Raw genomic sequence first — 23,055 nt, 5'->3', positions numbered from 1 at the left:
GCCCCACCCCGCCACGTACGGTCAAGCCCAACCTGCCACGTACGGTCAGGCCCCCACCGCCACGGGCATGGTGGATCCGGCGCTGCATGAGCTCACCGGAGAGTGGATCATCGACCCCGCGCACAGCCGGATCGGTTTCTCCGTGCGCCATGCCATGGTGACCACCGTGCGCGGGGCGTTCACCGAGTACGAGAGCCGGCTCTTCTTCGACGGCCAGGACCCGACCCGCTCCTCCGCCGAGGTCGTCATCTCGACAGCCAGTGTCGACACAGGGGTGGGGCAGCGCGACGCCCATCTGGTCAGCCGTGATTTCTTCGACTCCGACAACTACCCCCAGATGAAGTTCGCCAGCACCAACGTGCAGTTCATCGGCAACGATGCATACCGCATGACAGGGGGCCTCACCATCAGGGACGTGACCCGGCCCGTCGTGCTGGAGATGACCTACATAGGCCATGTGCTGGACCCCTTCGGCTACCAGCGCGTCGGCTTCGACGGCACGACCACCATCGACCGCTCCGACTGGGGCCTCACGTACAACAGCAAAATGGCCGAAGGCGGCTCGATGGTCAGCGAGAAGGTACGCCTTCAGTTCGACATCGCCGCGATCCGCAACGCCCCCGCCGGCTGAGGCCTGAGCCAGCAGTCATCCGAGGTGGCGAGCGCGGACGACTGACCGAGCGCGGTGCGGGTGGCCCGGCCGCGCTGTCAGTGGCGGGCCGTAACGTCGGCTCATGGACATCAGCGACAAGAAGACCGACGAAGAGCTCGACGGGAAGCTCGACCAGAAGATCGCGCGGCTGAAGGCCCGGGCAGCCGCAGACGATGCCCGGGCCGCCCGGGAGCTGGGACGGCTGCTGAGTCTGACGGCGACCGACTCCCTGGCAGAGCATCAGAACTGGCCCGAAGAGCGCTGGCTGCGCGCCGCGTTGCGGATGCGCCCGGATGACGTCGAAACGCTGTTCCTGCTGACCGGCCGCCTCGCTCAGCAGATCGCCTACTGGGAGAACGCCCTCGAATTGAACCCCGACCCCGGGGAGGTGTGCGAGGACGAGCGCACCGTCGAACGGCGACGGACCGAGGCACAGCACCTGTTCGCCAGGATACGCGCGGCCGGCCCCGGCAGCGATGCCGAGGCCGGACTGGACGAGTTGGCCATCCTGCTCGGGGTGAGCGCGGGGTCTCCCGCGGAGGACGCGTACAGCTTCTACGTGCTGGAGGACGAAGCTGCGAGCGGGTCGATCGAACACATCACGACCATCGTCGCGTCGGACCCCGGCGAGATCCGCTGGGCCTGCGATGAATGGCTCACGCTGTCCGAGGGAGCATTCGGCGCAGGACCCGCACTGACCACGTACGTGGACGGCGCCGAGGTGAGCTCCGTCGACCTCAGTCGGCACCTCACGGACCTCGCGGTGGACTGGAGCACCGTCGCCGTCCCCGAGCCGGCCGGTACCCCGCTGCCGGCGGGCCTGCCCGTCCCGGGACGCGGCGGCCTGTACTACGGCTTCTCGGCGAGAGTCGAGTGACGGCGTCCTGGTCGGCCGTCGGGGGCTGGGGCTGGGACCGTCGGGGGCTGGGGCTGAAGAGGCAGGCGCCCTTCGCCCCCGACGGCGGTCTGGTCACCCGAACTGGCCGGGCTGGTAGTCGCCAGCGGGCATCTGGAGCATGACGTTCCCGCGGTTGAAGGCGTTGATGACGGTGATGACGCCCACCAGAGCGCCGAGCTGGTCCTCGTCGTAGTGCTTGGCGGCGTTCGCCCAGACCTCGTCCGGAACGCCTCCGGCCGCATCGGCGATCCGGGTGGCCTCCTCGGCCAGCTCCAGCGCGGCGCGCTCGGCCTCGGTGAACACCGTGGCCTCCCGCCAGGCCGCGACCAGGTTGAGGCGCTCCGGGGACTCCCCGGCCTCCACGGCGTCCTTGAAGTGCATGTCGGTGCAGAAGGCGCAGCCGTTGATCTGGCTGGCACGGAGCTTCACCAGCTCCTGCGTCGAGGCAGGCAGCGTCGAGTCCTCGATCGCCTTGCCGGCGGCGATGAAGTGCTTGAAGACCTTGCTCAGGACCGGGTTGGCGAAGGCGTTGAGACGTGCTTCCATGATGCGCTCCCATGCGTTGTCCGGCGCTTACACACCTTCGACGGGGCAGCCTCGGCCAGGTGTGACATCCCCTCCTGTGACGTACGTCTCGCTTGCAGCGGCGTAAGGGGGCGTCCCCTGTCCCACGTGTGCGGGCTGCGGGTACTCCCCGCTCCCCCTAACCGTCCTCGCGGCCGGGAAGGGGGGCGCCTTGGAGAAATGCCCGGTACGCGTCCGCGGCGTCTTTCTCCACCGTTGGCCCTTCGGGCCCGTACCGGGTATCGCTCCGGTCGCGTTTCGGTCCGGAGATCCAGAAATCCTCACCGGTTTCGACGTCGTAGAAGTTTGCGTCGGGCAGACCAAGTCCCGTGCCACGTCTGAGGGTCCGGCCTTGGAAGTAGGCCGTCTTCCACGTCCTGGAGAAGCCCACCCAGCCGATCCACGAAGGTCCGCGGTCGGTGTCGTAATCCGTTTTGAGCTGTACGAACATGATTCTGCGAGGCATGGTCCCAGCTTGGCCGGTCTGGCTGTTCCAGCAAACCGGGTTCCTGGCCCAGCAGGTCTCGGACCGCACAGGCTCGGCGGTCGATCCCCCGTTGGTTCATCTAGGAGTGCGCTTCGCTGACGCCCCCTCGTTTCGCTGCGCCACGGGCCCTGTGCGCAGGCATACGGTGGGGCCCGAAGAGCGGGCGGCCACCACGACCGCCCCCACAGCAGCTGGACCGGGGCAGCGATGCGTCAAACCAATCTCACCGGGGAACCGGCCGAATACGTCAGCGCCCGCGAGGAGCTGCGCGCAGCCGAGATCGAGCTGATGCGCCATCGTGAGCGCGTCGCCGATCTGCGTCGGCGGCTGCCGCTCGGGCCTGTCGTGGACGACTACGTGTTCGAGGAGGGCCCCGCCGATCTGGCGGCCGGTGACGAGCCGGTGCGTACCGTGCGGCTGAGCGAGCTGTTCACTGGACCAGGGCGTGACCTGATCGTCTACCACTTCATGTACGGCAAGACGCAGACCGAGCCGTGCCCCATGTGCACGATGTGGCTCGACGGGTTCAACGGGGTCGCCCACCACGTCACGCAGAACGCGGACATGGTCATCGTCGCCGCGGCCGGTCTGCCCACGCTCCGGGCGCACGCCCGCAACCGGAAGTGGACGAACCTGCGGCTGCTCGGCGCCGGGGCCGGCACCTTCAAATACGACCTGGGCAGCGAGGACGCCGAGGGCAACCAGGACTCGACGGTGTCGGTCTTCACCCGCGACGACAGCGGCTCGGTACGCCACTTCTACTCGGTGCACCCCCGGATGTCCGACGACATCGACCAGCGGGGCATCGACCTGCTCAGCCCGGTATGGCACCTCCTCGACCTCACCCGCAACGGCCGGGGCGACTGGTACGCAGCACTCAGCTACTAGCTACGCCGCACAGCCGCGGCACCCGGTCCGTGCCGCTCTGTCATGCTCGCGCGTAACAACTTTGAGCGAGGTGTCACGGGCAGGTATACGTCCTGTAGGGGGACAACCACCTGGTGAGAGGGCAGAAGCGCAGTTCATCTAGGGTACCGGGCATGTCTCAGTCAAAGGTCCTCCAGCGCATTGCTCCGCGTCCGCAGTCCCCTGCGATACCGTCCCGCCGAACGAAGAAGACGATGATCGCGGCCCTCGGCCTCGGCGTGGCCGTCGCGCTGACCGGATGCAACGAGGACGTCGGCAAGTCCAAGAAGGACAAGGGCTCGCACTCCTCGGCCTCGAAGAAGCCCTCGGCGGAGTCGTCCAAGTCCTCCGGCCCGACGCGCCCTTCGGGCAAGAAGCCCATGGTCGCGGGATGGCAGACGCAGACCTCGGCGAAGCACCACTTCCGCTACGACGTGCCCGGCAAGGCGAAGAAGTGGAAGATCATCAGCCCGGAGACGGCCCTCTCCTACACGGACAAGAACGGCAAGCCCGTCGTCGTCATGACCGGCACCGCCAACTACCGCGAGGGCGGCTGCGCGTCGAGCCCCAACCCCAAGGCGGTCGGTGAGGCGGGCAAGGGGCAGCTCGCCACTGTCGGCACCACGGGCGGCGGCACCGAAGGCAGCCTCCAGGAGAACGCCCGCAACTGGGCGGGCAACTGGGGCTTCGCCGCGTACGGCGGTGAGGACCACAAGCCCAAGATCAAGGTCAGCAAGGCCAAGCCGTGGAAGCAGGGCGGCATCGAGGGTTACACCGCGACTGCCGAGGTCACCGTCACCAACCGGCCGAGCTCATGCGTACCGCCGAAGGCGATCGTGCACAGCATCGCGCAGAAGCTCCCCGACGGCACCATGCACGGCTGGGTGATCTACGCGGACCAGGGAGTTCCGAAGGCGCTGAAGGACTCCGAGATGAAGAAGATCATGAAGACCGTCCGGTCCACGGACAGCTGAGCCCTTCAGCCACGGCCCCCGGCCCGGCCCTGCCACCGGGCCCGGCACCCACCTCGGTGCATGCGGGAACGAGGGGGTGCCGGGAGGAAGGCTTCAGCCCGACCTGGGGTGGCGGATCCGGCGGGCGATCTCGCGCCAGAACGTTCGGCGACGCTCGGACGTTTCGGGTTCGGGTTCGGTGGATTCGGTGGACCGGCGGGGCTCCGGGGTGACCGGGGTCGTGGTGCGCGCGGCTTCGGCCCGTGCCATCGCGGCGATGGCACGGAAGGGGTCGGTAGGCATGCTTCTCCTGCGGCAGCGGTGCGGAATGTGCGGAACCGGGCAATCGCGACCCGGAGCACGGCGACTGCCGACTCCGGGCGCGCGGGTCCGGTCAGCAGCGCAGGATCTGCCGTTGAGCTGCCAGCGGGCAGCATTCGGGAGGGTTACCAGGAGCCGCGACCGCGGGAGTGGCCGCGCCGGGCAGCAGACAGCTGACGGCGGGCGAGGCGACCGTGGGCAACAGGGTGTGGCACAGCGGCCGGTGGGTGGCCGTCGCACCCGGGCACACCTGAGCGGAGGAAGGGTCGTGCCCGGGGTGCCGTCCCTCTCCGGGTGCGTGCACCGCCACCCGGACACAAGAGTTGGTCGCGGCGGCCGTGGCAGCTGCCCGGCCGTCGGGACATCCCAGTTCGTCGACGGCCGGCTGTGAGCTGCCGAGGGCGGACAGGGCGAGCAGCAGGGTGAGTACAGCGACCAGAGTCGCGGCCATCCCGTGTACGGGTGCCGACTCGTCCCCGTGTACGCGTGCCGGCTCGTCGGGCCGGGATGTGGACAGCGTTCGAAGGGGCATCGGTGCACGCCTCCCGCCATCCCGCGTCGTTCCTCTACGGCCATGGTCGAGGTGGCAGGGGCGGCGCGTGGCGACAGTCACCCGTACGGGACCGGTCTTTCACCCGCGTTGACGAACGGTGTTACTTGTGCGGTCGGCCGGTTTCGCGGCGGACGTGGGCCGGGGCGTGGCCGACGGCGTCACCAGCACCCGCCGGGACCCGCCCGCCATTACCCCGGCGGTAATCGCGGCGGGCCGGGAGCGTGGCTACGTTCCGGGGCCTCGCATCCGAACGAAGGAGCCGGACGTGCCCGCATATGGCTTCGCACATCTCCGAGACCGCCGTCCGCACCCGGACATCATCGCGTACCTGCACCGCATCCAGGCCACCCTCGACCCCTATGGCGGGCGCTTCTTGATCCACGGCGCGCCCACCGAGGTGGTCGAGGGGGCATGGCAGGGCAGCATGGTGCTGATCGAGTTCCCCGGCCTCGCCGAGGCCCGCGCCTGGTACACCTCGCCGGAGTACCAGGAGATCCTCCCGCTGCGCACCGACCACATCGACGGGGATGTCGTGTTGGCCGAGGGAGTCGGCCCCGGATACGACCCGCGTGAGCGGGCGGCAAAGCTCCAGGCCGCCGCTGCCGCGGGGGACGGTGAACTTCGCGCAGGCTGATGGGAGATGTGATGGGCGGCCGGGGCCGGCCTCAGGGGTGTGTACCAGCGTTGAAGCCGGTCCATCGCAGCTCGGGCGGAAGGTGGCCCATATCGTTGTAGAGCAGCACCGTCGGGGCTGTGCCGTCGCGGTAATCGATCGCGGTCAGCGCCGTGTTCCCGCAGTTCAGGCCGAGCCAGCGGGCCGGCGGCGCGTCGAGGGCGTGCCGGACCAGCCAGGCCACCGGGTAGGCGTGGGTGACCAGGACCTCGTGGGTCTCGGTCGCGGTGGGGCGGGCGAACCTGGCGGTGAGGGCGGCGGCCTGGCGCTCGCCGGCTGCGGCCTCCTCGGCGTCGTACCCGTCGAAGAACGGCGCCCATTCCGGCGGGAGTTCGGCCGGCACGTGTGGCACGTGGTCGGCCAGTTCCGGGGCCTGCCGCACGGTGGCACCCGGCAGGTGGGTGCCGATGATCCGCGCGCAGCGGACCGCCCTGGGCAGGGGCGAGTGCCATACCGCGTCGATCGGCAGGGCGGCCAGGCGCCGCCCTGCCAGGTGCGATTGCCGCTCTCCGGCATCGGTCAGTTCGCCCCACACGTCGGCCGCGCCGTGTCGCAGCAGGTAGAGGTGTCGAGTCGGCATCGCCGGTCTCCTTTCGGGGTGGGTCAGGTGTCCCCGCGGGGTGCCAGTGCGGCGTGGGCCGCGGCGAGGCGCTGGGAATCGCTGCGTTCCGAGTGGTCGCCCGAGATGTCGTCGGCCCAGACGAGCAGCCGGTGGAGGTGGCCGCCGGCCTGGTCGGCGACGACGCGGGGGCGGCCGAGGGCGACCTCGCCGCTGGTCCCGTCGATGGTGACGAGGGCGTCGTCGAGAGAGAGACCGTCGGCCGTCACGGTGCCGGTGTCACTGTCGAAGGCGAGTTCGGCGGCGCCGACGACCGCGGGCTTGCCCATGGCGCGCGCGACGACCGCGGCGTGGCTGGCCGGTCCGCCGCGTGCGGTGACGATTCCGGCGGCGGCGACGAGGCCGTGCATGTCGTGCGGGGAGGTCTCCGGGCGCACCAGGACAACCGGGGTGTCCCTGGCCATGCGCACCGCCCGCTCCGGGGTGGTCGCCACCCGGCCGACCGCGACGCCCGGGCAGGCGCCGACTCCCCGGGCGAGGACGCGGGTCTCCTCGGACGAGGCGATGCGCGGTGTGCGGACGTGCTTGAGGTGCTCGGCCGAGACCCTGCGCAGCGCCTCGTCACGGCCGATGGCCCGCTCGTCGACGAGTTCGGTGGCGAGGCGGACTGCGGCGGCGCCGACGAACCGGCCGGGCCTGACCTGGAGGAGCCACAGTTCGCCGGACTGGTAGGTGAACTCGACGTAGCAGGCGTCCCGGTAGTGTCCCTCGATCCGGCTCAGGGCGTCGCGCAGCTCCGTCCACACCACCGGCTCCCGATGGGCGAGCGCGCACAGCGGCCGGGTCATCGAGGCGCCGGACACGACGTCCTCCCCCTGGTGCCCGAACAGGACCTCGCCGTACGGAGCGTTCTCGCCGGTGTTGGGGTCGCGGCTGAACGCGACCCCGGTGCCGCTGTGGTCGTCGCGGTTCCCGAACACCATCGGCTGCACGATCGCGGCGGTGCCGAGGTCGTGCGGGAGGTCGTGCACGGCGCGGTAGGCACGGGCGCGCGGCGCGTCCCAGGACGAGAACACAGCCTCGATCGCCAGCTCCAGCTGGCGGTTGGCGTCGTCCGGGACCGACCCGTCGTCGGTGGTCGCGGCTGCGAGGCTCGACAGGAGACGCTGCCGCGAGTCCTCGGCGAAGGCCGGGTCGCCGGTCTCGGCGGCCAGACCGGCGGTGGCCCCGGTGGTGAGGCCGAGGTTGAGGATCGTGCTCATCATGCCGGGCATGGACACGCTGGCGCCGGAGCGGACGGAGACCGCGAGCGGCTGCCGCGGCCCGCCGAAGGCGCGGCCGGTGGCGCGTTCGAGGCCGGCGACGGCGGCCGCCAGCTCGTCGTGGAGCCCATCGGGTAGGCGACCGTCCCGCAAGAAGGCGCGGCAGGCATCCGTGGTGACGACGAACCCGGCCGGCGTCCGCAGTCCGAGGCGGTGCAGGAGGGCGAGGCCGAGCGCCTTGCCGCCCAGCGTGTCCGCCCCCTCGCCGGTCTCGGCGGAGAGCGCGCGGATCCATCTCATCGTTGCTTTCCCAGGGTGGCGAGCAGGTCCTCGTGCAGTTCGGCCCATACGGTGTGGTAGGAGGCAAGGTCGTCGGTCACGTACTCCAGCTCGCCGGCCGCGGCGCGGTCGAGGGCGTCCGCAAGGCGAAGCCGGTAGCGGCCGAAGCGGGGCAAGGCGGCGGAGAGTTCAGTGCAGACGGAAGCGGCGCGCCGGTCGAGGTCGGCGAACCGGTCGAGGACCCGCGCGTCGTAGGCGGGGTCGCGATGATCGTTGGCGCTCACGCCGCCGTCGACATCGCGGAGTTGCCAGGCCCGGCAGAGGTCGAGCAGCTCCGGGTTGAGGACGAGGAACCGGCCGAACGCCGCCTCGACGGCTCCGCGCGCGCCGGCCGAGTCGAGCTCATGGGCGATTCGCTCGGCGTCCGCGACGCGGCCGGCGTCGGTGAGCGCCCAGCAGGGCGGCTCACCAGGGAACCGGGTGACGAGGCCGGCGGCCCCGAGGTCGATGAGCTCAGATGCGAGGTCGGACTCGTCGAGGCCCGTGACCCCGTGGAGCCGGGCCGTACTGGCGGCGCCGACGCAGCGCAGGGCGTGCAGGGCCAGGAGGGCAGCGTCCGGCGTCCTGGTCTCCGGTGTGTACATGTTGGCCTCTTCCTCCGGTGGGTTGTTCATTCCTGGCGCCCATAGGCGCGGACGGCGAGCGGGCAGCAGGTGGCGAACAGGACGGCCGACCAGAGCAGGGTGCGGCCCACGCTGCCTGCCTCCGGGGTCCCGTTCAGCAGGGCACGGCAGGCGTCCATGGCATGGGTGACGGGGTTGATGTCGGCCCAGGCCCGCAGCCAGCCGGGCAGAGTGTCGGTCGGACCGGTCAGGCTGCTGCCCAGCTGGAGCGGCAGGAAGGCGATGAAGCTGAACGCGGTGACGGCCTCGGCGCTCCTGACGAGGACGCCGATGAGGACCGTGAGCCAGCTGAGGCAGAACCCGAACAGGATCGCGAGACCTGCCGCGCCCAGCGCGGCGGGGGCGCCGCCCTCGGCGTGAAAGCCGAGCAGCGTGCCGATGGCGAACAGGATCACCACGGCGATCAGGTAGCGGAGGACATCGGCCAGCACGGAGCCGAGCAGCGGCGCGGTGCGGCTGATCGGGAGGCTGCGGAACCGGTCGGTGACCCCGTTCCTCAAGTCGAGGTTGATGGCCGTTCCGGTGGAGACCATGCCGGCGAGACCAGCGCCCATGACGAGGATCCCGGGGAACAGGTACTGCGCGTACTGGGCGGTGGAGCCGGCGACCGGGCGGCCGAAGAGATAGAGGAAGAGGATCATGAAGAGCGCGGGGGTGACGACGCCGTTCACGACGGGCCCCGGGTTGCGGGTGGTCTTGCCGAGGCTGCGCCTGGCGAGGACCAGGCTGTGCCGGAGGGTGGCGAGGGGGCGCGGCCCGGCGGTCCGGGTGCGGGGCGTGGTCAAGCTGCCTCCTCGGCGACGTGGCCGGTGGCGGTGGCTCCGGTCAGGCGGAGGAAGACCTCGTCGAGGCTGGGCAGCCGGAACGCGAACTCGCCGACGTCGATGCCGAGCTCCCGGAGCCGCGCCGCGATGTGGAAGAACTCCGCCTCGCCGGCGACCGGCGCGACGAGCCCGTGGCGGTGCGATCGGCTGGGCTCCCGCCCGGTGACCCTGGCGACGACGGCCGCCGCGGCATCGAGGTCGCCGGCGTCGGCCGGGCGGAGGACGACCGTGTGCCCGCCGGCCTGGCGCTTGAGATCGGCGGGTACGCCGGAGGCGATCAACCGCCCGTGGTCGATGACGGTGATCTCGTCGGCGAGGGCGTCGGCCTCCTTCAGGTACTGCGTGGTGAGCAGGACCGTGACGCCGTCCTGGGCGAGTTCGCGGACCATCCGCCACAACTCGTCGCGCTTCCCCGGGTCCAGCCCGGCCGAGGGCTCGTCGAGGAACACGACCTCGGGCCGCCCGACCAGGCCCACGGCGAGATCGAGCCGACGGCGCATCCCACCCGAGTAGGTGGAAACGGGGCGGTCGGCCGCCTCGTCGAGGCCGAAGCGGGACAGCAGCTCGCCGGCCCGTCGGCGGGCGTCCTGGCGGCCGCGGTCGAGCAGCCTGCCGATCATGACCAGGTTGGACCGCCCGGTCAACTCCTCGTCGACGCTGGTGTGCTGCCCCGAGAACGCGATGCGCCGGCGGACCCCGGCTGGATCCCGCAGCGCGTCGATGCCGGCCACCCGCACCCGGCCTGCGTCCGGGCGCAGCAGGGTCGCGAGGACGCGGATGACAGTCGTCTTGCCGGCGCCGTTGGGCCCCAGCAGTCCCAGCACCTGGCCGCGATGAGCTGCGAGGCTCACCCCGTCGACCGCCGTCGTCCGGCCGAATTTCCTGACCAGCCCTTCGATTTCGAACCCCTTGTCAGCCACACGATCTCCGATGCTCGCTGTTTTCCAGTGACCTCATCATCTGGATGCTCGTTGTATCATGCTTCGCGAGCGGAAGGGGACACGATGGCGAGACTGACCCGGGCACAGCAGCAGGAGCGGACGCGGGCCGCGGTGCTGGTCGCGGCGCGTGAGGAGTTCGCCGAGCATGGCTACGCAGAAGCCAAGATCGACCGCATCGCCGAGCGGGCCGAGTTGACCAGGGGTGCGGTCTACTCCAACTTCACCGGTAAGCGCGCGCTCTACCTCGCGGTGCTCGCCGAGGACGCCGAGCGGGCCAGGGCCGCCGCCGAACCGCCGCTGGAATCGCCCGACTCCGCCGGGCAGGCGCTCGGCGCGTTCGCCCGGGTCTGGCTCGAACGCCTGCCACTCGCCGGCGACACCCCGTCGAACGGGCACCTTCAGCTGCGCTCCTTGTCCGGCGTGCTCGACACCACACCGGCCAGGGCCGCGCTGGCCGAACTCGTACGGTTCGAGGCCCTGTTGCTCGCCCTGGCCCTGGAATCGCTCCCCGGGACCGGCGCCCGGATGGTGCGCCGCGCCGCGCTGGCCCTGACCCTGCTGCACGGCGCGACCGGCCTCGCGGAGAACGCCCCCGGGGTCGGCGACCCGTTCGACCTGGCCTGCGCCGCCGAGCACCTGGCCGGCATCTCCCTCACGGACGACGCGGAACCGCCCCACCTGCCCTTCGTCGCTCCGGCGCGGCCGGCGGAGGACCGGTGGGCGGCACCCGGCGGCCTGCGCGACGAGATCACCGGCCGCCCGGCCGGTTTCGGCGACGACGGTGTGGTCGTCGCGCTGGGCGTGGCCCGGCTGTCCGCAGCCGAGGAGGCGGTGCGCGCGGCACGGCCCGGCGATGAGGTGACGATCGTCGTTGTGACGGACGACCCTGCCGAGACCGGCCGGCTGGCCCGGCTCCGGCTCCTCGATCTCGTCGGCTGCCTGCGCCGGGTCTTCGCGTCCGGGGAACTGCCGCAGCCGCGCGTGGTGTTCGACGACGACGGCGCGGTCGCCGCTGCCCTCGGCCGGGACGCGGTCGACGACGGCACCGAGTTCGCGGTCCGAATGGCCGACGGACTGATCGTGGCCCGCGCGGAGGGGCGCGGGGCCGGCCATGCCGTGGCCGGCCACGGCGCGGTCGGCCGTGGCCGGCGGAAGCGGCACGAGGCCACCTGAGGCCCGTCAGCCGGGGGTCGGGGAAGTTGCCGCTGTCCCTCCCTCGTGCTGCTGAACGAAACCCTCGTCGGCCTGGTCAGCGTGCACGCACATGTGGACATCTCGCAGGCATGGGGCGACGCGACCGCGGTGGCACGGCACCCACATGGACACCTGCCTCGACAGCCTGCTCACCGAGACGTCCGTCCGGTACGGGAAGCCAGCAGGCATCGCGTACCACCAATCTCGGATGAACCCGTCCCGGGACACCGTGAGGAGGGGCCGGTCACGCCTTGGACTTCTCCGGGCCGGCCGGGGTGGAGGTGCTGCGCGCGCTGGCAGATCCGGTGCGACTGGAGATCGTCCAACGGCTCGCCGTGACCGGCGAGGAGAGCTGCAACGCCATCGGCGGGGACCTGGACGTGCACCAGACGACGATGTCCCACCACTACCGGGTGCTGCGCGAGGCGGGCGTCACTTGGACCACCGTCAAGGGCCGGTCCCGACTGGTGCGGCTTCGCCGTGACGACCTGGACTCCCTGTTCCCCGGCCTGCTCGACTCCGTACTGAACGGCGCTCGCCGCACGCACCCAGCCGCAGAAGGCTGACACCCCGCCCGCCGTCACCCGCATTCCGGGCCCGTCCCCTCAGCGTCCCCGCCGCTCCTGATCGGGGACGCTTCCCTGATCAGGGGTGCATGCGCGCACCTTTGAGTACCTTGTCGACCGCGTTGCGCGGCCCGTGGACGGCCAGCCCCACCAGGTCGAGTTGGTCGGCGCTCACTGCCCGTACGGCCGCCCGGTTGTCCCGGTCGTTTCCTGTGCTGAACAGATCGGAGGTGAACACCGCCCTGGGCAGCGAGCGGGACAGTGCACGACCATGCGCCTTGGTCAGCGTCTCCTTCGTCCCCTCGAAGATGAGCACGGGCTGGCGGAACATCGGCAGATAGGCGGTGCCGTCGGCGTCCGCGTACGGCTCGCCGATCACCTCGGGTGACACCGAGCCGAGGCCGCTGACGACGAAGGCGGTCACATTCAGTCGCTGCCAGGGCTCCAGATCGTCACGCAGCAGAACGGCGATCTTCGTATCGAAGCGGACAGGCTCGTCCTCCGCTGCCGCACCGGCCTCGATCCCGGCCCTGACCTCGGTCTCTTCCGTCGTTCTCATGCCTCGAGACTGCCGGTCGCGAGGCTTCGCCGTCTTGTACGTTCTTTGCATGGCGTCCCAGCAGGAGATCTCTGCGTGGCGCCCGTCGGTTCCGGGCGTCATGGAGGTCCTGCACGCCCACTTCACCGAGCACGCCTACCCCATGCACGTCCACGACGCGTGGACCCTGCTGATCGTGGACGACGGCGCTGTCCGCTACGACCTGGACCGCCATGAGCGCGGCACCCCGAACGACACCGTCAGCCTGCTGCCGCCGCAGGTCCCGCACAACGGCGCGCCCGCCACCTCGCACGGCTTCCGCAAGCGGGTGCTCTATCTGGACATGACGCAGCTGGACGAGAGCTTCATCGGCCCTGCGGTCGACGGCCCGGACCTCACCGATCCGGTACTGCGCCGGCGTATCGGCCAGCTGCACACCGCCCTCGCCTCCGGCGGGGACGAGCTCGAGGCGGAGAGCCGGCTGGCTCTCATCAGCGAGCGCCTGCGCCGGCACCTGCGTCCCAGACTGGCCGTCGGTGGCACGCCGCCCGACCGTGGCGTCGCCCACGACCTGCGCGACCTCCTCGACGAACGGTTCCGCGAAGGCACCACGCTGGACGAGGCCGCGCGGGTGCTGCACGCCCACCCCGCGCATCTCGTACGCGCGTTCAGCGCCGCGTTCGGCATGGCACCGCACCAGTACGTGACGTCCCGGCGCGTCGACCTCGCCCGGCGTCTTCTCCTGGCCGGACAGCCGCCGGGCGAGGTGGCGACCGCGGCCGGCTTCTACGATCAGTCCCATCTCACCCGGCATTTCAAGCGGGTCCTGGGCATCGCCCCTGGCCAGTACGCGCGTACGGGGGCCCGCCGAGTCGGCCGACGGTCCGGTTGACCCCCAACACGTCTGCGAGGCGGCCGTATTCGATTGCACCGTATTCGATTGAACCGTCGAACGGGACCGATCGTTAATCGATATATGCATCGTCTCTTCATAGCCGCGCTCCGGGCCGGCATCGCCGCAGCGATCCTGGCCGGTTTCTTCGGGCAGATCGTCGTCATTCCGACGACAGCAGCCAACGAGGTCGACCGCTTCCCTCCGTACGCCCCGTTCGCCGCGCCCTACGTGACGGTGGCGATCCTCGGCGTCGCCTGCGTCCAAGTCGCACTTGCCGCCACGTGGATGCTGCTCACCATGGTCCGCCGGGACGCGATCTTCACGCCGCGGGCCTTCCGCTGGGTCGACACCATCATCGGAGCCGCGATCGTGGCAACGCTGCTGGCGCTCGGCGTCGCCGGGCATCTGGCCGTGGCTGAAATCCCCTCCCCCAACAGCGACGGCATGGAGCTCATCGGCGCCACGGCCAGCGCCCTGATGTGCGTCGGCGCGGGCGCCTCGTTCGTGATGCTCGTCGTCATCATGCGCGGTCTGCTGCGCAAGGCGACGGATCTGCAGACCGAGATTGCCGAGGTGGTGTGATGACGATCGTCGTCGACCTCGACATGCAGCTTGCGAAGCGCAACCTGTCGGTCGGCGAGTTCGCCGCCGCCGTCGGTATCACCCCGGCGAACATCGCCGTGCTGAAGAACGGCCGCGCAAAAGCGGTCCGGTTCACCACCCTCGACGCAATCTGCCGCACCCTCGGCTGCCAGCCCGGCGACGTGCTGCGCTGGGTACCTGACGAGGACGCGGCGCGCGACAGCACCGACGACAGGGGTTGAAGGGCGCGCTCTCCTCGGCCCGTTGATTGCCGCGCTCGTCATCGGTTCTTGAACGCTCCGGTCTGGACCAAAGCCTTGACGGTTCGGTCCGGCGCGCTTACAACAAGTCATCAAGAAGGCCCGGCTCCCGGGGTCCGCCCCGGGAGCTGGCTTGTCATGTACAGGCTCTACCGTCCACCTTCCCTTCCCCCACGAAAGGACGGGCCGACGACATGAGACGTTCCTGGAGACGTCGCGCAGCCGTGTCCGGCGCTTCCCTGCTGTGCTGCGTCACCGCCACGCTGCTGCCCGGCACGGCGTCTGCCGACCCCGTGCACACCGGGCGCGGCGGCAGCGACACACAAGCAGTCGTCTTCTCCGACGACTTCGACGGTCCCGCAGGCTCAGCGGTCGACAGCGGCAAGTGGCAGACCGAGACCGGCGACAACGTCAACAATCACGAGCGGCAGTACTACACTCCGGGCGCCGGCAACGCGGCGCTCGACGGCGACGGCCACCTGGTCATCACCGCACGCAAGGAGAACCCCGGCAACTACCAGTGCTGGTACGGGCGGTGTGAGTACACCTCGGCGCGGCTGAACACTTCGGGCAGGTTCACCCAGACCCACGGTCATGTGGAAGCACGCATCAAAGTGCCGCGCGGCCAGGGCATGTGGCCGGCTTTCTGGATGCTCGGTGACGACATCGGCAGCGTCGGCTGGCCCGCCTGCGGTGAGATCGACGTGATGGAGAACGTCGGTTTCGAGCCCAGCACAGTGCACGGCACGCTGCACGGTCCCGGCTACTCCGGGTCGGGCGGCATCGGCGCCGGGTACACCCTGCCCGACGGCGCGGCCTTCGCCGACGACTTCCACACCTTCGCCATCGACTGGTCCCCCGGCTCCATCAGCTGGTCCGTGGACGGGAAGGTCTATCAGACGCGTACGCCGGCCGACGTCGGCGGCAACGAGTGGGTGTTCGACAAGCCGTTCTTCCTCATCCTCAACCTCGCCGTCGGCGGCGACTGGCCCGGCGACCCGGACGGCTCCACCAGCTTCCCGCAGCAGATGACCGTCGACTATGTGCGGGTCACCACCAGCGACTGACCCGCAGCACAGGTCCGGCACCGCCCCCGCCCCGATCTCCTTCGGGGGGAATTCCCCCGGGGGCGGTTTCCGCGTTCGGGCGTGCTCGTAGATCAGTGCAGTAACGTCACTGATCGCGCCTCCAAGGAGGACCTGTGAAGTACCGGATGCCGCTGCTGGTCGGCGCCGCGCTCCTCGCGGGAGCAGCTTCCCTTCCCGCTCAGGCAGTCAGCTCGGCGAGCTCTGCCCCGCACACCGTGAGCGTGACCAAGGGGCAGGGCAAGAAAGCGTGCTCCTGGGGCGTCGTATGCCTCTACAAGAACCACAAGCTGAACAAGGGGGCCAACGCCGCGATCCTGCTGACGAACCACAGCCTGTCCCGGCTGGGGAAGTTCGGGTTCAACGACAGGGCGACTTCGGTGTGCAATCACACCACCCGTCCGGTACGGCTGTACGAACACGACGGCTACAAAGGCTCGTCCGAGACGGTGCGCCCTTCCGAGTGCAAGAACGTGCGGACCTCGTTCAACGACAGGGCGTCGTCGGTCAGGCTCGGCACCGGGCCCGAATCGGCGCGCTGATCGCGGCGGTCGGCACCGCACGGCGCGCCCCGATCCAGGCGGCTCCACATATCCGGCCAGGCCGCCGCAGTGCTCCTCACTCGGCGTGAAGACGGGCAGCAGGCGCAGAAATCGGGGTGGGGCGCGGCCGACCGGCGTACGGGTTCCTCGTTCGGAAGGCGAGGTGGCCCGGACGTCGGCACGGGGTTCGGCCGCGCCCCGTCCCTGCCCCCTTGGCGCACGCACACTTGGCGCGCACCCTCCTCCATGCCGGGTCGGAGGGGCACCAAGCGGTGATCAGGGGGCGGCGGGGCTACTGTCCGATCAGCCCCGCCGGTCTGGAGGGCGTCAGCTGCCCGTGCCTGCGGAGAGCGGGCCGATCTTGGGCACGGACGCCTTGCCGGTCGCGGAGACCGGGCCGCCGGACCAGTCGACGCGGAGGGAGGTCCGCCGGTCGGGCGGGGTGATGAGCGCGCTGTGCGGAGTGACGGTCGGGACGTTCGTCATCTCGGGGTTGGTGTAGGAGAGGGGCGCCCAGGCGCTCTTTCCGGGGGACAGCTTGACGGTGTGCGTCTCGGTTCCGCTGCTGTCACGCTGCGGGTCGAGGGAGACCTGCTCGCCGTCGCTGTTGAGGAACGCGAAGCCGGGAAAACCGCGGACGGTGCAGGTGTGGCCCGACTTGTTGGTGAGGACGACCGCGAAGTTCTCCTGTCCGGCGCCGGGGTGGTTGGGGCCGATGGATCCCTTCAGGTCCCCTGCGGTGCAGGCGGACCCCGAGGTACCGGCGCTGTGGGCCGCGCTGCTCCTGGCCTCGGCGGTGCTGCCGCCCGTCTTTCCGCTCTTCGCGGCGGATCCGGAGCTCTTCGTACCACCGCTGGTGCTGCCCCCGCTGCCGCTCCCCCCGCTGGTGCCGCCGTCGGTGCTGCCGCCGCTCGTGCCGCCGTCGTCGTGCTTCTCGGTGTGCGAGGAGCCCGCGGATGCGGTGCGCTCGCCGGACTTGCCGGAGGCGTCGTTGTCCTTGCCCCCGCAGCCCGCCAGCAGACTGCCGGCCGCCAGCGCAGCGGCGGCGGCCACGGCGATCCGCGCAGGACGGCCGGAGCTGCCCCGCGCGGGAGCCCGGTGCGCTGCCGCCACGGCTGCGCCGGCTGCGCTCTCCGCGGTGGTCGTGCCCTCGGTACGTGCCATGGCTGCCCTCAACTCCCTGCTTCTCGCTGTCCCCCGTCATCGGGCCATACACAGGGTTCGATGGCGGCTGCGGCAACAAAGTTCACGGGGATCCCGGATTTTTTTCCGGGCACGGCGCCGGAGGTGCGCACAGCGCCGCGGTCCGCCCGAAGGCACGAACGTGTTACGGACCTGCTCATTCGGTGCAGATAACCTGCCGGACCCGGCTCTCGGTTGCCTCCGGTGAGCGACGCCGACAGGATGATCCGCGTGCCAACCAATGCCTCGACAACCCCTCTTGGTGAGCCCTGGCCGCACGCGCGCACCCCGTGGCCCGCGCGCAGTGCCCCGCTGTACGGCCAGGACTTCGCCAGTGATCCGCTCTCCTATTACGACAGCCTCCGCAAGACCTTCGGCCCCGTGGCTCCGGTGACACTGGAGGAGACCGGGGCCTTCCGCGGCTATCTCGTGCTGGACCACGCCTACCAGCTGGAGATCCTGCAGAACCGCGGCCATGAGTGGACGCGGGACTCCCGCTGGTACCGCGACTTCGCACAAGGCGCCCTGCCGCCCCACCCGTTGATCCCCCAGCTCGCCTACCGGCGCAGCCGCCTCCACTCCGAGGGCATGCAGCACACGCGGCTCTCCGGCCCGGGCAACAAGGCGCTCGCCGAGCTCGATCTGCTCCGCGCGCGTGACCTCATCGAAGACCTCGCCGAGCAGCTCATCACCTCGTTCTTCGCTCCGGAGGGGCCCCGCGAGTGGAACCAGGTCGACATCCTGGACCAGTACGCGCTACAGCTGCCGCTGCTGGTGATGATGCGGCTGATGGGGATGGACGAGGGCAGCGCGCTGGCCACCGGCAGCGCCATTCACGAAATGCTCAGCGGCGGGCCGGGAGCCCAGCGGGCCGCTGCCGAACTCGACTCCCGGATGCGGGCCCTGGTCGAGCAGAAGCAGCGCGAACCGGGACCCGATCTCATCTCCTGGATGCACCACTACAACCGGCAGATGGACCAGGAGCTGGACACGCACGAGCTCAGCGAGGACGTGTGGCTCCAGATCGTCGCCGGGCGCGGCGGCAGCACGACCTGGCTCTGCAACACCGTGCTGGAACTGCTGACCAATCCCGAGCTGAACTCCGACGTCATCGCCGGGCGCTGTCAGATGGAGGAGGCGATGAACCGCGTCATGTGGGTCAACGCCCCCGTCCAGAACCTCATCGGCCGCTGGGCCACCCAGGACACCGTGCTGGGCGGGTACCCGGTCAACCGCGGTGACATGGCGATCATCTGCCTCGGCGCGAGCGGCGCCGACCCGACGATGCTGTCCGCCGGCTTCGACGTCGCCCGCACCAACAGGTCACACCTGGCCTGGGGCGCAGGCGCGCACAGATGCCCGGCACCCGATCTCGGTACGCTGATCGTCCGTACCGGGCTCGAAGTCCTGTGGAACAGGCTGCCCGGTCTGCGGATGGCCGTCCCGAAGGAGAGCCTCACCTGGGACCTTCCCTATTCTGCACGTACCCCCACCGCGCTCCCGGTGATATTCCCTCTCCCTCCGGCGCCCCTGACGAATGGACAGCAGTGGACAGAACAGCAGAGCTTTCTCTCGAATCCGCCCCGGCCGATCTCCACGGAACCGAAGCAAAGGCCCTCCGAGCCGCAGGGCCGGTTGCCACTGTGGCGCTCCCTGGTGGCGTGGTGGCCAAAGCGGTGACCACCCGGGAAGCGGGCGCTCTGGTGCTGGGCGACCCCCGCTTCTCGAAGGACATCAGCAACTGGGGCGCGCACGCGCGCGGAGAGATACCAGCGGACTGGCCGCTGTTGTTCATCGTGGAGGGCGAGAGCCTGCTCACCACCGACGGTGACACGCACCGACGGCTGCGGCTGCCCATCCAGCGGGCGTTCTCGCCGCGCCGGGTGCAGGCGCTCCGCCCCCGGATCGAGGCCATCGCCGACCAGCTGCTGTCCCGGCTCGCCGCCGTGCCCGCCGGGGAGGAAACGAATCTGCACCACGGCTTCGCGCTGCCGCTGCCGCTGGATGTCATCTGCTCCCTGCTCGGCGTGCCCGAGGACGGCCCGCTGCGCCAGGAGTTGCGCGAGCTGTCGGCCGCGGCGATGAACTCCGAGGCCGGGGCCGAAGAGGTGCAGAACACCGTCGGGCAGCGTTTCCCGGCGACGCTGATGTCCCTGATCGAGCAGAAGCGTGCCCGCGGCGACCAGGACGATCTCACGATGGATCTGGTGGCGGCGCTGGACGCGGGGGAACTGACGGAGGCCGAGGTCATCGGGAATCTGGTGGTCACCGTCATCGGCGGTCACGAGACCACCGCGAACCTGATCTGTCACGCCGTCAGGGGGCTGCTGACCTACCCGGAGACGCTGGAGAAGGCCAGGGCCCGGCAGGGCGCGGGCGAGAACCCGTGGCCCGACATCGTGGAAGAGGCACTGCGCTGGGAGTCTCCCACCCGCAACCTCATGTTCCGCTACGCCACCGAGAACGTGGACGTGGAGGGCGAGGTCATCCGCGAGGGAGAGGCGGTCCTGGTGCCGCTGTCGGCCATCCAGCGCTGCCCGCACGCCTTCCCGGACCCCGACCCGGAGGTGTTCGCGCCCGACCGGGCGAACGCCTCGCGGCACCTGGCCTTCGGTGTCGGCCCGCACCGCTGCCCCGGCGCGTCCCTGGCCAGGCTGGAGGCGGAGATCGCCCTGCGGCAGCTGTTCGAGACCTTCCCCGGGCTCGCCCTCGGCTCCGGGCCCGCGCCCCGCGTGCCGTCACTGGGCATCAACGGCTACCAGCAACTGCCGGTCGTACTGCGCTGACCCGCCGCGCCGCGCCGACAGCCGCGCCGCGCTCAGCCCTCCGCACGCCACACGAGCGTGTACCGCCAGAACAGCCGGCGGCGCAGCCTGGCGCCTGGCAGGACGGCGCGGGCTTCCCGGACGATCTCCGGGAAGCCGAGCTCGGGCGGCCGGGTCACGGCGGTCATCGAGGGCGGGCGCGGCACCGTACGTCCCCTGCTTCTCCACCAGCCGATGGCGGCGTTCAGCGGGGCGGCGACGGCGGCCAGGAGGTGGTCGCCGATCGTCTGCGCACGGGCACATCCGACGACGAGCAGCGTTCCCCCGGGGGCCAGTTGCCGGCGCAGGTGTGTGAGTGCCTCGGTGAACGGCAGGTGGTGCAGGACCGCGACGCAGGTGATCACGTCGTACGGTCCTGCGGGGGTCCCGGTCGACGCGTCCGCGACGGTGAAGGTCACCGGTGCCGTCGCGGGCGTCGCCTCGCGGGCCCGTGCGACGATCGCCGGATCGGAGTCGACGGCCTGTACCTCGTCGGCCCGCGCCGCCAGCAGCCTGGCGAGATCCCCGGTGCCGCAGCCGACGTCCAGGGCGCGCCCGAAGCGCCGGGGCAGCCGGCGGAGGATCCACCGGTGGTAGTGCGCGTTGTGGTCCCAGGGATGAGCCGCGTTGAAGCGGTCCAGTGCGCCCAGGACGCGGAGCGGCAGCGTCGTCATGAGGGCAGTTCATCATGACCACGCCGCCGGTCGCCCCCTCAAGAGGGGGAGCGGGAAGGCCGGCAGGGCTCAGGCACGGCCGGGACCTGGTCCGCCGCGGTCCGCTCGCCCTCACCCTGGTCGCCGCCGGTGGTACGGAGGGCCGGGATGACCGCGGCGACGGCGGCGGCGACCAACGCGACTCCGCAGCCGATCAGCAGGCCGGTGCGGAACCCGTTCTCCGAGGCGAATTCATGGCCGCCCATCGTGATGGTCAACTGCGCGAGCACCACGCCGATCACGGCGGAGCCGATCGTGGTGCCGAGTGAACGCATCAGCGTGTTGAAGCCGTTGGCGGCAGCGGTCTCGGAGAGCGGGACAGAGCCCATGATCAGGGCGGGCATCGCACCGTAGGCGAGGCCGACACCGCTGTTGATGACGATGCCCACGAGCATCAGCCCCCAGGCGGAGCCCATCAGCGCCAGCGAGAGGCCGTACCCGGCGGAGATCACCAGTGCCCCGCAGACGAGGGCGAGTTTCGGCCCCCGCGCGTTGATCAGCTTCCCGCCCAGCGGGGAGACGATCATCATCATGACACCGCCGGGAGCGATCCACAGCCCGGTGGCCAGCATCGACTGTCCCAGCCCGTACCCGGTGACCTCGGGGAACTGCAGAAGCTGCGGCGCGATCAGCATGAACGCGTACATGCCCACGCCGACCAGGACCGAGGAGACGTTGGTGAGCAGCACCCGCGGCCGGGCCGTGGTGCGCAGGTCGATCAGCGGGTCCCGGGTGCGCAACTCCCAGAATCCCCAGGCGACGAGGGCGACGGCCGCTACGGCGAACAGAACGAGCGTGGTGCCCGAGGTCCAGCCCCAGTCGGCGCCCTTGGAGACGGCCAGCAGCAGACAGACCAGACCCACGGCGAGGCCCAACGCGCCGGGCATGTCGAACCGCTGCCCCTTGGCCGCGGCCGGGACGTCCGGGACGAGGAACCAGATCATCGCCGCGATCATCAGGGCGAGGCCGGTCGAATGGAACTTGCGGGCCATGCCACCGTCCGGGTCGGCCTCGATGAGGATCGGCGGTGCGATAGGTCTGCCGGTCGCCATCGAACGCCTCGACGGCCGCCCCTGGCCACGGCCTTAGCGCACCGCTTCGCCCGCCAGCGCTTCAAATGCCGCGCAACTTTCAACAGTTGCACGGTTCAAGCCATCGCCACGCCCCTCATGGAGTCGCATCCTTACCTCAGGACCAGGGCCGCGGTCTGTCAGTAGCGGGCCCGAACGGCGAGGAGGAAACGAACAGATGGCGATACCCGTGTGCTCGCTGATCGTGAACGAACAGCAGAGAATCGCCGCCGACGGCGCGTACCACGTGGTGCGCTTCCCGTTCGGCGGAGGCGAGTCGTACGACGCCGAGGGCATGCACCAGGTGCAGCAGCCCGACGGCTACGAGGTCACCAACTGGCGCACCGACGACCGGTCCGGCCTGATCTGGCCATCCGTCGACGGCTGGGGCGTCATCACAGTCATGATCCAGTGGGAGGCCGGAAACTACAGCGAACTGCGCGATCAGGTCGTACGCGACCCGCTCGGCCTCACCGACAATCCCGTCGACACCACAGCGACGGACCACAGGCGCCCCTCCCCCGGCATGCAGGCGTTCACCAAACATCACGAGCTCTTCGTGCACCCGGACGTGCCACTGGCCATCCGCGTCTCCCACAACGACTCCCAGTCCCGGGATCTCGTGCACGCGCAGTTCAAGCTCGCCATCCACACTTGATGACTGCGGGAAATACGGCTGAGCCCGCGGCCCCTTGGGGCTACGGTGGGCGAAGCCATGTGGCCCAGGTGCGCAGGCGGGGGATACTTCCACTGTTAATGGGGTTGTTGCGGGTTCGAGTCCCGCCGGATGCCCGGCATCCGTAGCTCAAGCGGCAGAGCACCACGTCTCCCCCACCGACTTGGATCTCTGGGCCCATGCGCCAAGTCTTCGGTCAACGACGGGAGCGGGTGGGAGGTGTGTCCTCCCACCCGCTCCTGTTCGTATGCGGGGTGCTGGGTGTGTGTGGGGTTGTCGGCCTTTAGTAGGCGGAGTCGACGTTGTCCATGGTGCCGTAGCGGTCGGCTGCGTAGTTGCAGGCGGCGACGATGTTGGCGACGGGGTCGGTGAGCTTATCGGGGGTGCCCTTGA

The 23,055-nt window shown here is 70.4% G+C and carries 27 protein-coding genes and 2 pseudogenes; 15 read left to right on the top strand and 14 right to left on the bottom strand.

Annotation, left to right across the window (positions count from 1 at the left end; all coding sequences use genetic code 11):
- Positions 1 to 67 precede the first annotated feature (67 nt).
- Together ITI46_RS21380 and ITI46_RS21375 are read left to right on the top strand one after the other, a co-directional pair.
- Positions 68 to 631: a YceI family protein gene (locus ITI46_RS21380; protein WP_209241307.1), complete on the top strand. Its 564-nt coding sequence runs from the start codon at positions 68 to 70 to the stop codon at positions 629 to 631.
- A gap of 103 nt (positions 632 to 734) precedes the next feature.
- Positions 735 to 1,529, top strand: a complete 795-nt coding sequence (locus ITI46_RS21375) for a hypothetical protein (RefSeq protein ID WP_247746353.1) — start codon at positions 735 to 737, stop codon at positions 1,527 to 1,529.
- Between the two features lie 93 nt (positions 1,530 to 1,622).
- On the opposite strand, the gene ITI46_RS21370 is transcribed toward ITI46_RS21375, so the two are convergent.
- Both ITI46_RS21370 and ITI46_RS21365 read right to left on the bottom strand, forming a co-directional pair.
- On the bottom strand, positions 1,623 to 2,096 hold the full coding sequence (locus ITI46_RS21370; protein WP_209241301.1) for a carboxymuconolactone decarboxylase family protein: 474 nt from the start codon (positions 2,094 to 2,096) through the stop codon (positions 1,623 to 1,625).
- Between the two features lie 157 nt (positions 2,097 to 2,253).
- Positions 2,254 to 2,580 (bottom strand): hypothetical protein, encoded by a 327-nt coding sequence (locus ITI46_RS21365; RefSeq protein ID WP_247746352.1) that lies wholly within the window; start codon positions 2,578 to 2,580, stop codon positions 2,254 to 2,256.
- A gap of 228 nt (positions 2,581 to 2,808) precedes the next feature.
- On the opposite strand from ITI46_RS21365, the gene ITI46_RS21360 reads away from it, so the two are divergent.
- Positions 2,809 to 3,489 (top strand): DUF899 family protein, encoded by a 681-nt coding sequence (locus ITI46_RS21360; RefSeq protein WP_209241300.1) that lies wholly within the window; start codon positions 2,809 to 2,811, stop codon positions 3,487 to 3,489.
- Between the two features lie 152 nt (positions 3,490 to 3,641).
- Complete coding sequence (locus ITI46_RS21355) at positions 3,642 to 4,481, top strand: DUF8017 domain-containing protein (RefSeq protein WP_247746351.1); 840 nt, start codon at positions 3,642 to 3,644, stop codon at positions 4,479 to 4,481.
- A gap of 93 nt (positions 4,482 to 4,574) precedes the next feature.
- On the opposite strand, the gene ITI46_RS21350 is transcribed toward ITI46_RS21355, so the two are convergent.
- On the bottom strand, positions 4,575 to 4,763 hold the full coding sequence (locus ITI46_RS21350) for a hypothetical protein (RefSeq protein WP_209241299.1): 189 nt from the start codon (positions 4,761 to 4,763) through the stop codon (positions 4,575 to 4,577).
- 91 nt (positions 4,764 to 4,854) lie between these two features.
- Positions 4,855 to 5,313 (bottom strand): hypothetical protein, encoded by a 459-nt coding sequence (locus ITI46_RS21345; protein ID WP_209241298.1) that lies wholly within the window; start codon positions 5,311 to 5,313, stop codon positions 4,855 to 4,857.
- Between the two features lie 286 nt (positions 5,314 to 5,599).
- Here ITI46_RS21345 and ITI46_RS21340 point away from each other — a divergent pair, with 286 nt between their 5' ends.
- The gene (locus tag ITI46_RS21340; protein WP_209241297.1) at positions 5,600 to 5,968 is read left to right on the top strand and encodes a DUF1330 domain-containing protein; all 369 of its coding nucleotides are present in this window, start codon (positions 5,600 to 5,602) and stop codon (positions 5,966 to 5,968) included.
- 31 nt (positions 5,969 to 5,999) lie between these two features.
- On the opposite strand, the gene ITI46_RS21335 is transcribed toward ITI46_RS21340, so the two are convergent.
- The 5 genes from ITI46_RS21335 to ITI46_RS21315 are packed head-to-tail and all read right to left on the bottom strand — an operon-like array spanning position 6,000 to position 10,534.
- Positions 6,000 to 6,587, bottom strand: coding sequence for a histidine phosphatase family protein (locus ITI46_RS21335; RefSeq protein ID WP_209241296.1), 588 nt, complete (start codon positions 6,585 to 6,587; stop codon positions 6,000 to 6,002).
- A 23-nt stretch (positions 6,588 to 6,610) separates the two neighbouring features.
- Entirely contained in the window at positions 6,611 to 8,128 is a 1,518-nt protein-coding gene (locus tag ITI46_RS21330) for a pyruvate, phosphate dikinase (RefSeq protein ID WP_209241295.1), read from the bottom strand.
- The gene (locus ITI46_RS21325; protein ID WP_247746350.1) at positions 8,125 to 8,781 is read right to left on the bottom strand and encodes a transcriptional regulator; all 657 of its coding nucleotides are present in this window, start codon (positions 8,779 to 8,781) and stop codon (positions 8,125 to 8,127) included. Before ITI46_RS21325 ends, ITI46_RS21330 begins: the two co-directional genes overlap by 4 nt.
- Positions 8,778 to 9,575, bottom strand: coding sequence for an ABC transporter permease (locus ITI46_RS21320; RefSeq protein WP_209241294.1), 798 nt, complete (start codon positions 9,573 to 9,575; stop codon positions 8,778 to 8,780). The genes ITI46_RS21325 and ITI46_RS21320 overlap by 4 nt, the downstream gene beginning before the upstream one ends.
- On the bottom strand, positions 9,572 to 10,534 hold the full coding sequence (locus tag ITI46_RS21315) for an ATP-binding cassette domain-containing protein (protein ID WP_209241293.1): 963 nt from the start codon (positions 10,532 to 10,534) through the stop codon (positions 9,572 to 9,574). The genes ITI46_RS21320 and ITI46_RS21315 overlap by 4 nt, the downstream gene beginning before the upstream one ends.
- 84 nt (positions 10,535 to 10,618) lie before the next feature.
- On the opposite strand from ITI46_RS21315, the gene ITI46_RS21310 reads away from it, so the two are divergent.
- Together ITI46_RS21310 and ITI46_RS21305 are read left to right on the top strand one after the other, a co-directional pair.
- Positions 10,619 to 11,728 (top strand): TetR family transcriptional regulator, encoded by a 1,110-nt coding sequence (locus ITI46_RS21310; protein ID WP_209241292.1) that lies wholly within the window; start codon positions 10,619 to 10,621, stop codon positions 11,726 to 11,728.
- Between the two features lie 272 nt (positions 11,729 to 12,000).
- Positions 12,001 to 12,315, top strand: a complete 315-nt coding sequence (locus tag ITI46_RS21305; protein WP_209241291.1) for an ArsR/SmtB family transcription factor — start codon at positions 12,001 to 12,003, stop codon at positions 12,313 to 12,315.
- Positions 12,316 to 12,394: 79 nt separating this feature from the next.
- Here ITI46_RS21305 and ITI46_RS21300 read toward each other — a convergent pair whose 3' ends face one another.
- The gene (locus ITI46_RS21300) at positions 12,395 to 12,874 is read right to left on the bottom strand and encodes a DUF2000 domain-containing protein (protein WP_247746349.1); all 480 of its coding nucleotides are present in this window, start codon (positions 12,872 to 12,874) and stop codon (positions 12,395 to 12,397) included.
- Positions 12,875 to 12,923: 49 nt separating this feature from the next.
- Here ITI46_RS21300 and ITI46_RS21295 point away from each other — a divergent pair, with 49 nt between their 5' ends.
- The 5 genes from ITI46_RS21295 to ITI46_RS21275 all read left to right on the top strand — a co-directional run bounded on the left by ITI46_RS21295 (position 12,924) and on the right by ITI46_RS21275 (position 16,217).
- Entirely contained in the window at positions 12,924 to 13,745 is an 822-nt protein-coding gene (locus ITI46_RS21295; RefSeq protein ID WP_209241290.1) for a helix-turn-helix transcriptional regulator, read from the top strand.
- Positions 13,746 to 13,829: 84 nt separating this feature from the next.
- Complete coding sequence (locus ITI46_RS21290; RefSeq protein ID WP_209241289.1) at positions 13,830 to 14,330, top strand: DUF2975 domain-containing protein; 501 nt, start codon at positions 13,830 to 13,832, stop codon at positions 14,328 to 14,330.
- Positions 14,330 to 14,572: a helix-turn-helix domain-containing protein gene (locus ITI46_RS21285; protein ID WP_209241288.1), complete on the top strand. Its 243-nt coding sequence runs from the start codon at positions 14,330 to 14,332 to the stop codon at positions 14,570 to 14,572. The genes ITI46_RS21290 and ITI46_RS21285 overlap by 1 nt, the downstream gene beginning before the upstream one ends.
- A 212-nt stretch (positions 14,573 to 14,784) precedes the next feature.
- A complete protein-coding gene (locus ITI46_RS21280) occupies positions 14,785 to 15,657 on the top strand; it encodes a glycoside hydrolase family 16 protein (protein WP_209241287.1) in 873 nt (290 codons plus the stop codon).
- A gap of 134 nt (positions 15,658 to 15,791) precedes the next feature.
- Positions 15,792 to 16,217 carry a peptidase inhibitor family I36 protein gene (locus tag ITI46_RS21275; protein ID WP_209241286.1) on the top strand — a complete coding sequence of 142 codons (426 nt, stop codon included), beginning with the start codon at positions 15,792 to 15,794 and terminating at the stop codon, positions 16,215 to 16,217.
- A gap of 327 nt (positions 16,218 to 16,544) precedes the next feature.
- On the opposite strand, the gene ITI46_RS21270 is transcribed toward ITI46_RS21275, so the two are convergent.
- The gene (locus ITI46_RS21270; protein ID WP_209241285.1) at positions 16,545 to 17,381 is read right to left on the bottom strand and encodes a DUF4232 domain-containing protein; all 837 of its coding nucleotides are present in this window, start codon (positions 17,379 to 17,381) and stop codon (positions 16,545 to 16,547) included.
- Positions 17,382 to 17,630: 249 nt separating this feature from the next.
- Between ITI46_RS21270 and ITI46_RS34935 the strand changes: the two genes are divergently transcribed.
- Together ITI46_RS34935 and ITI46_RS21265 are read left to right on the top strand one after the other, a co-directional pair.
- On the top strand, positions 17,631 to 19,079 hold the full coding sequence (locus tag ITI46_RS34935; RefSeq protein ID WP_307808263.1) for a cytochrome P450 family protein: 1,449 nt from the start codon (positions 17,631 to 17,633) through the stop codon (positions 19,077 to 19,079).
- Positions 19,076 to 20,185, top strand: coding sequence for a cytochrome P450 (locus ITI46_RS21265; protein WP_307808262.1), 1,110 nt, complete (start codon positions 19,076 to 19,078; stop codon positions 20,183 to 20,185). Before ITI46_RS34935 ends, ITI46_RS21265 begins: the two co-directional genes overlap by 4 nt.
- A gap of 32 nt (positions 20,186 to 20,217) precedes the next feature.
- Here ITI46_RS21265 and ITI46_RS21260 read toward each other — a convergent pair whose 3' ends face one another.
- The gene (locus tag ITI46_RS21260; RefSeq protein WP_209241283.1) at positions 20,218 to 20,877 is read right to left on the bottom strand and encodes a class I SAM-dependent methyltransferase; all 660 of its coding nucleotides are present in this window, start codon (positions 20,875 to 20,877) and stop codon (positions 20,218 to 20,220) included.
- A gap of 38 nt (positions 20,878 to 20,915) precedes the next feature.
- A pseudogene (locus tag ITI46_RS21255) lies at positions 20,916 to 21,890 on the bottom strand (MFS transporter); the annotation flags it as partial.
- Between the two features lie 274 nt (positions 21,891 to 22,164).
- Between ITI46_RS21255 and ITI46_RS21250 the strand changes: the two are divergent.
- Entirely contained in the window at positions 22,165 to 22,644 is a 480-nt protein-coding gene (locus ITI46_RS21250; RefSeq protein WP_209241282.1) for a hypothetical protein, read from the top strand.
- Positions 22,645 to 22,945: 301 nt separating this feature from the next.
- On the opposite strand, the pseudogene ITI46_RS34930 reads toward ITI46_RS21250, so the two are convergent.
- Positions 22,946 to 23,055, bottom strand: a pseudogene (locus tag ITI46_RS34930) (transglycosylase SLT domain-containing protein); the annotation flags it as partial.

The sequence above is a fragment of the Streptomyces oryzae genome, assembly GCF_017676365.1.
GTDB classification, from domain to species: Bacteria; Actinomycetota; Actinomycetes; order Streptomycetales; family Streptomycetaceae; genus Streptomyces; species Streptomyces oryzae.
This window is presented reverse-complemented; position numbering and strand designations above follow the sequence as displayed.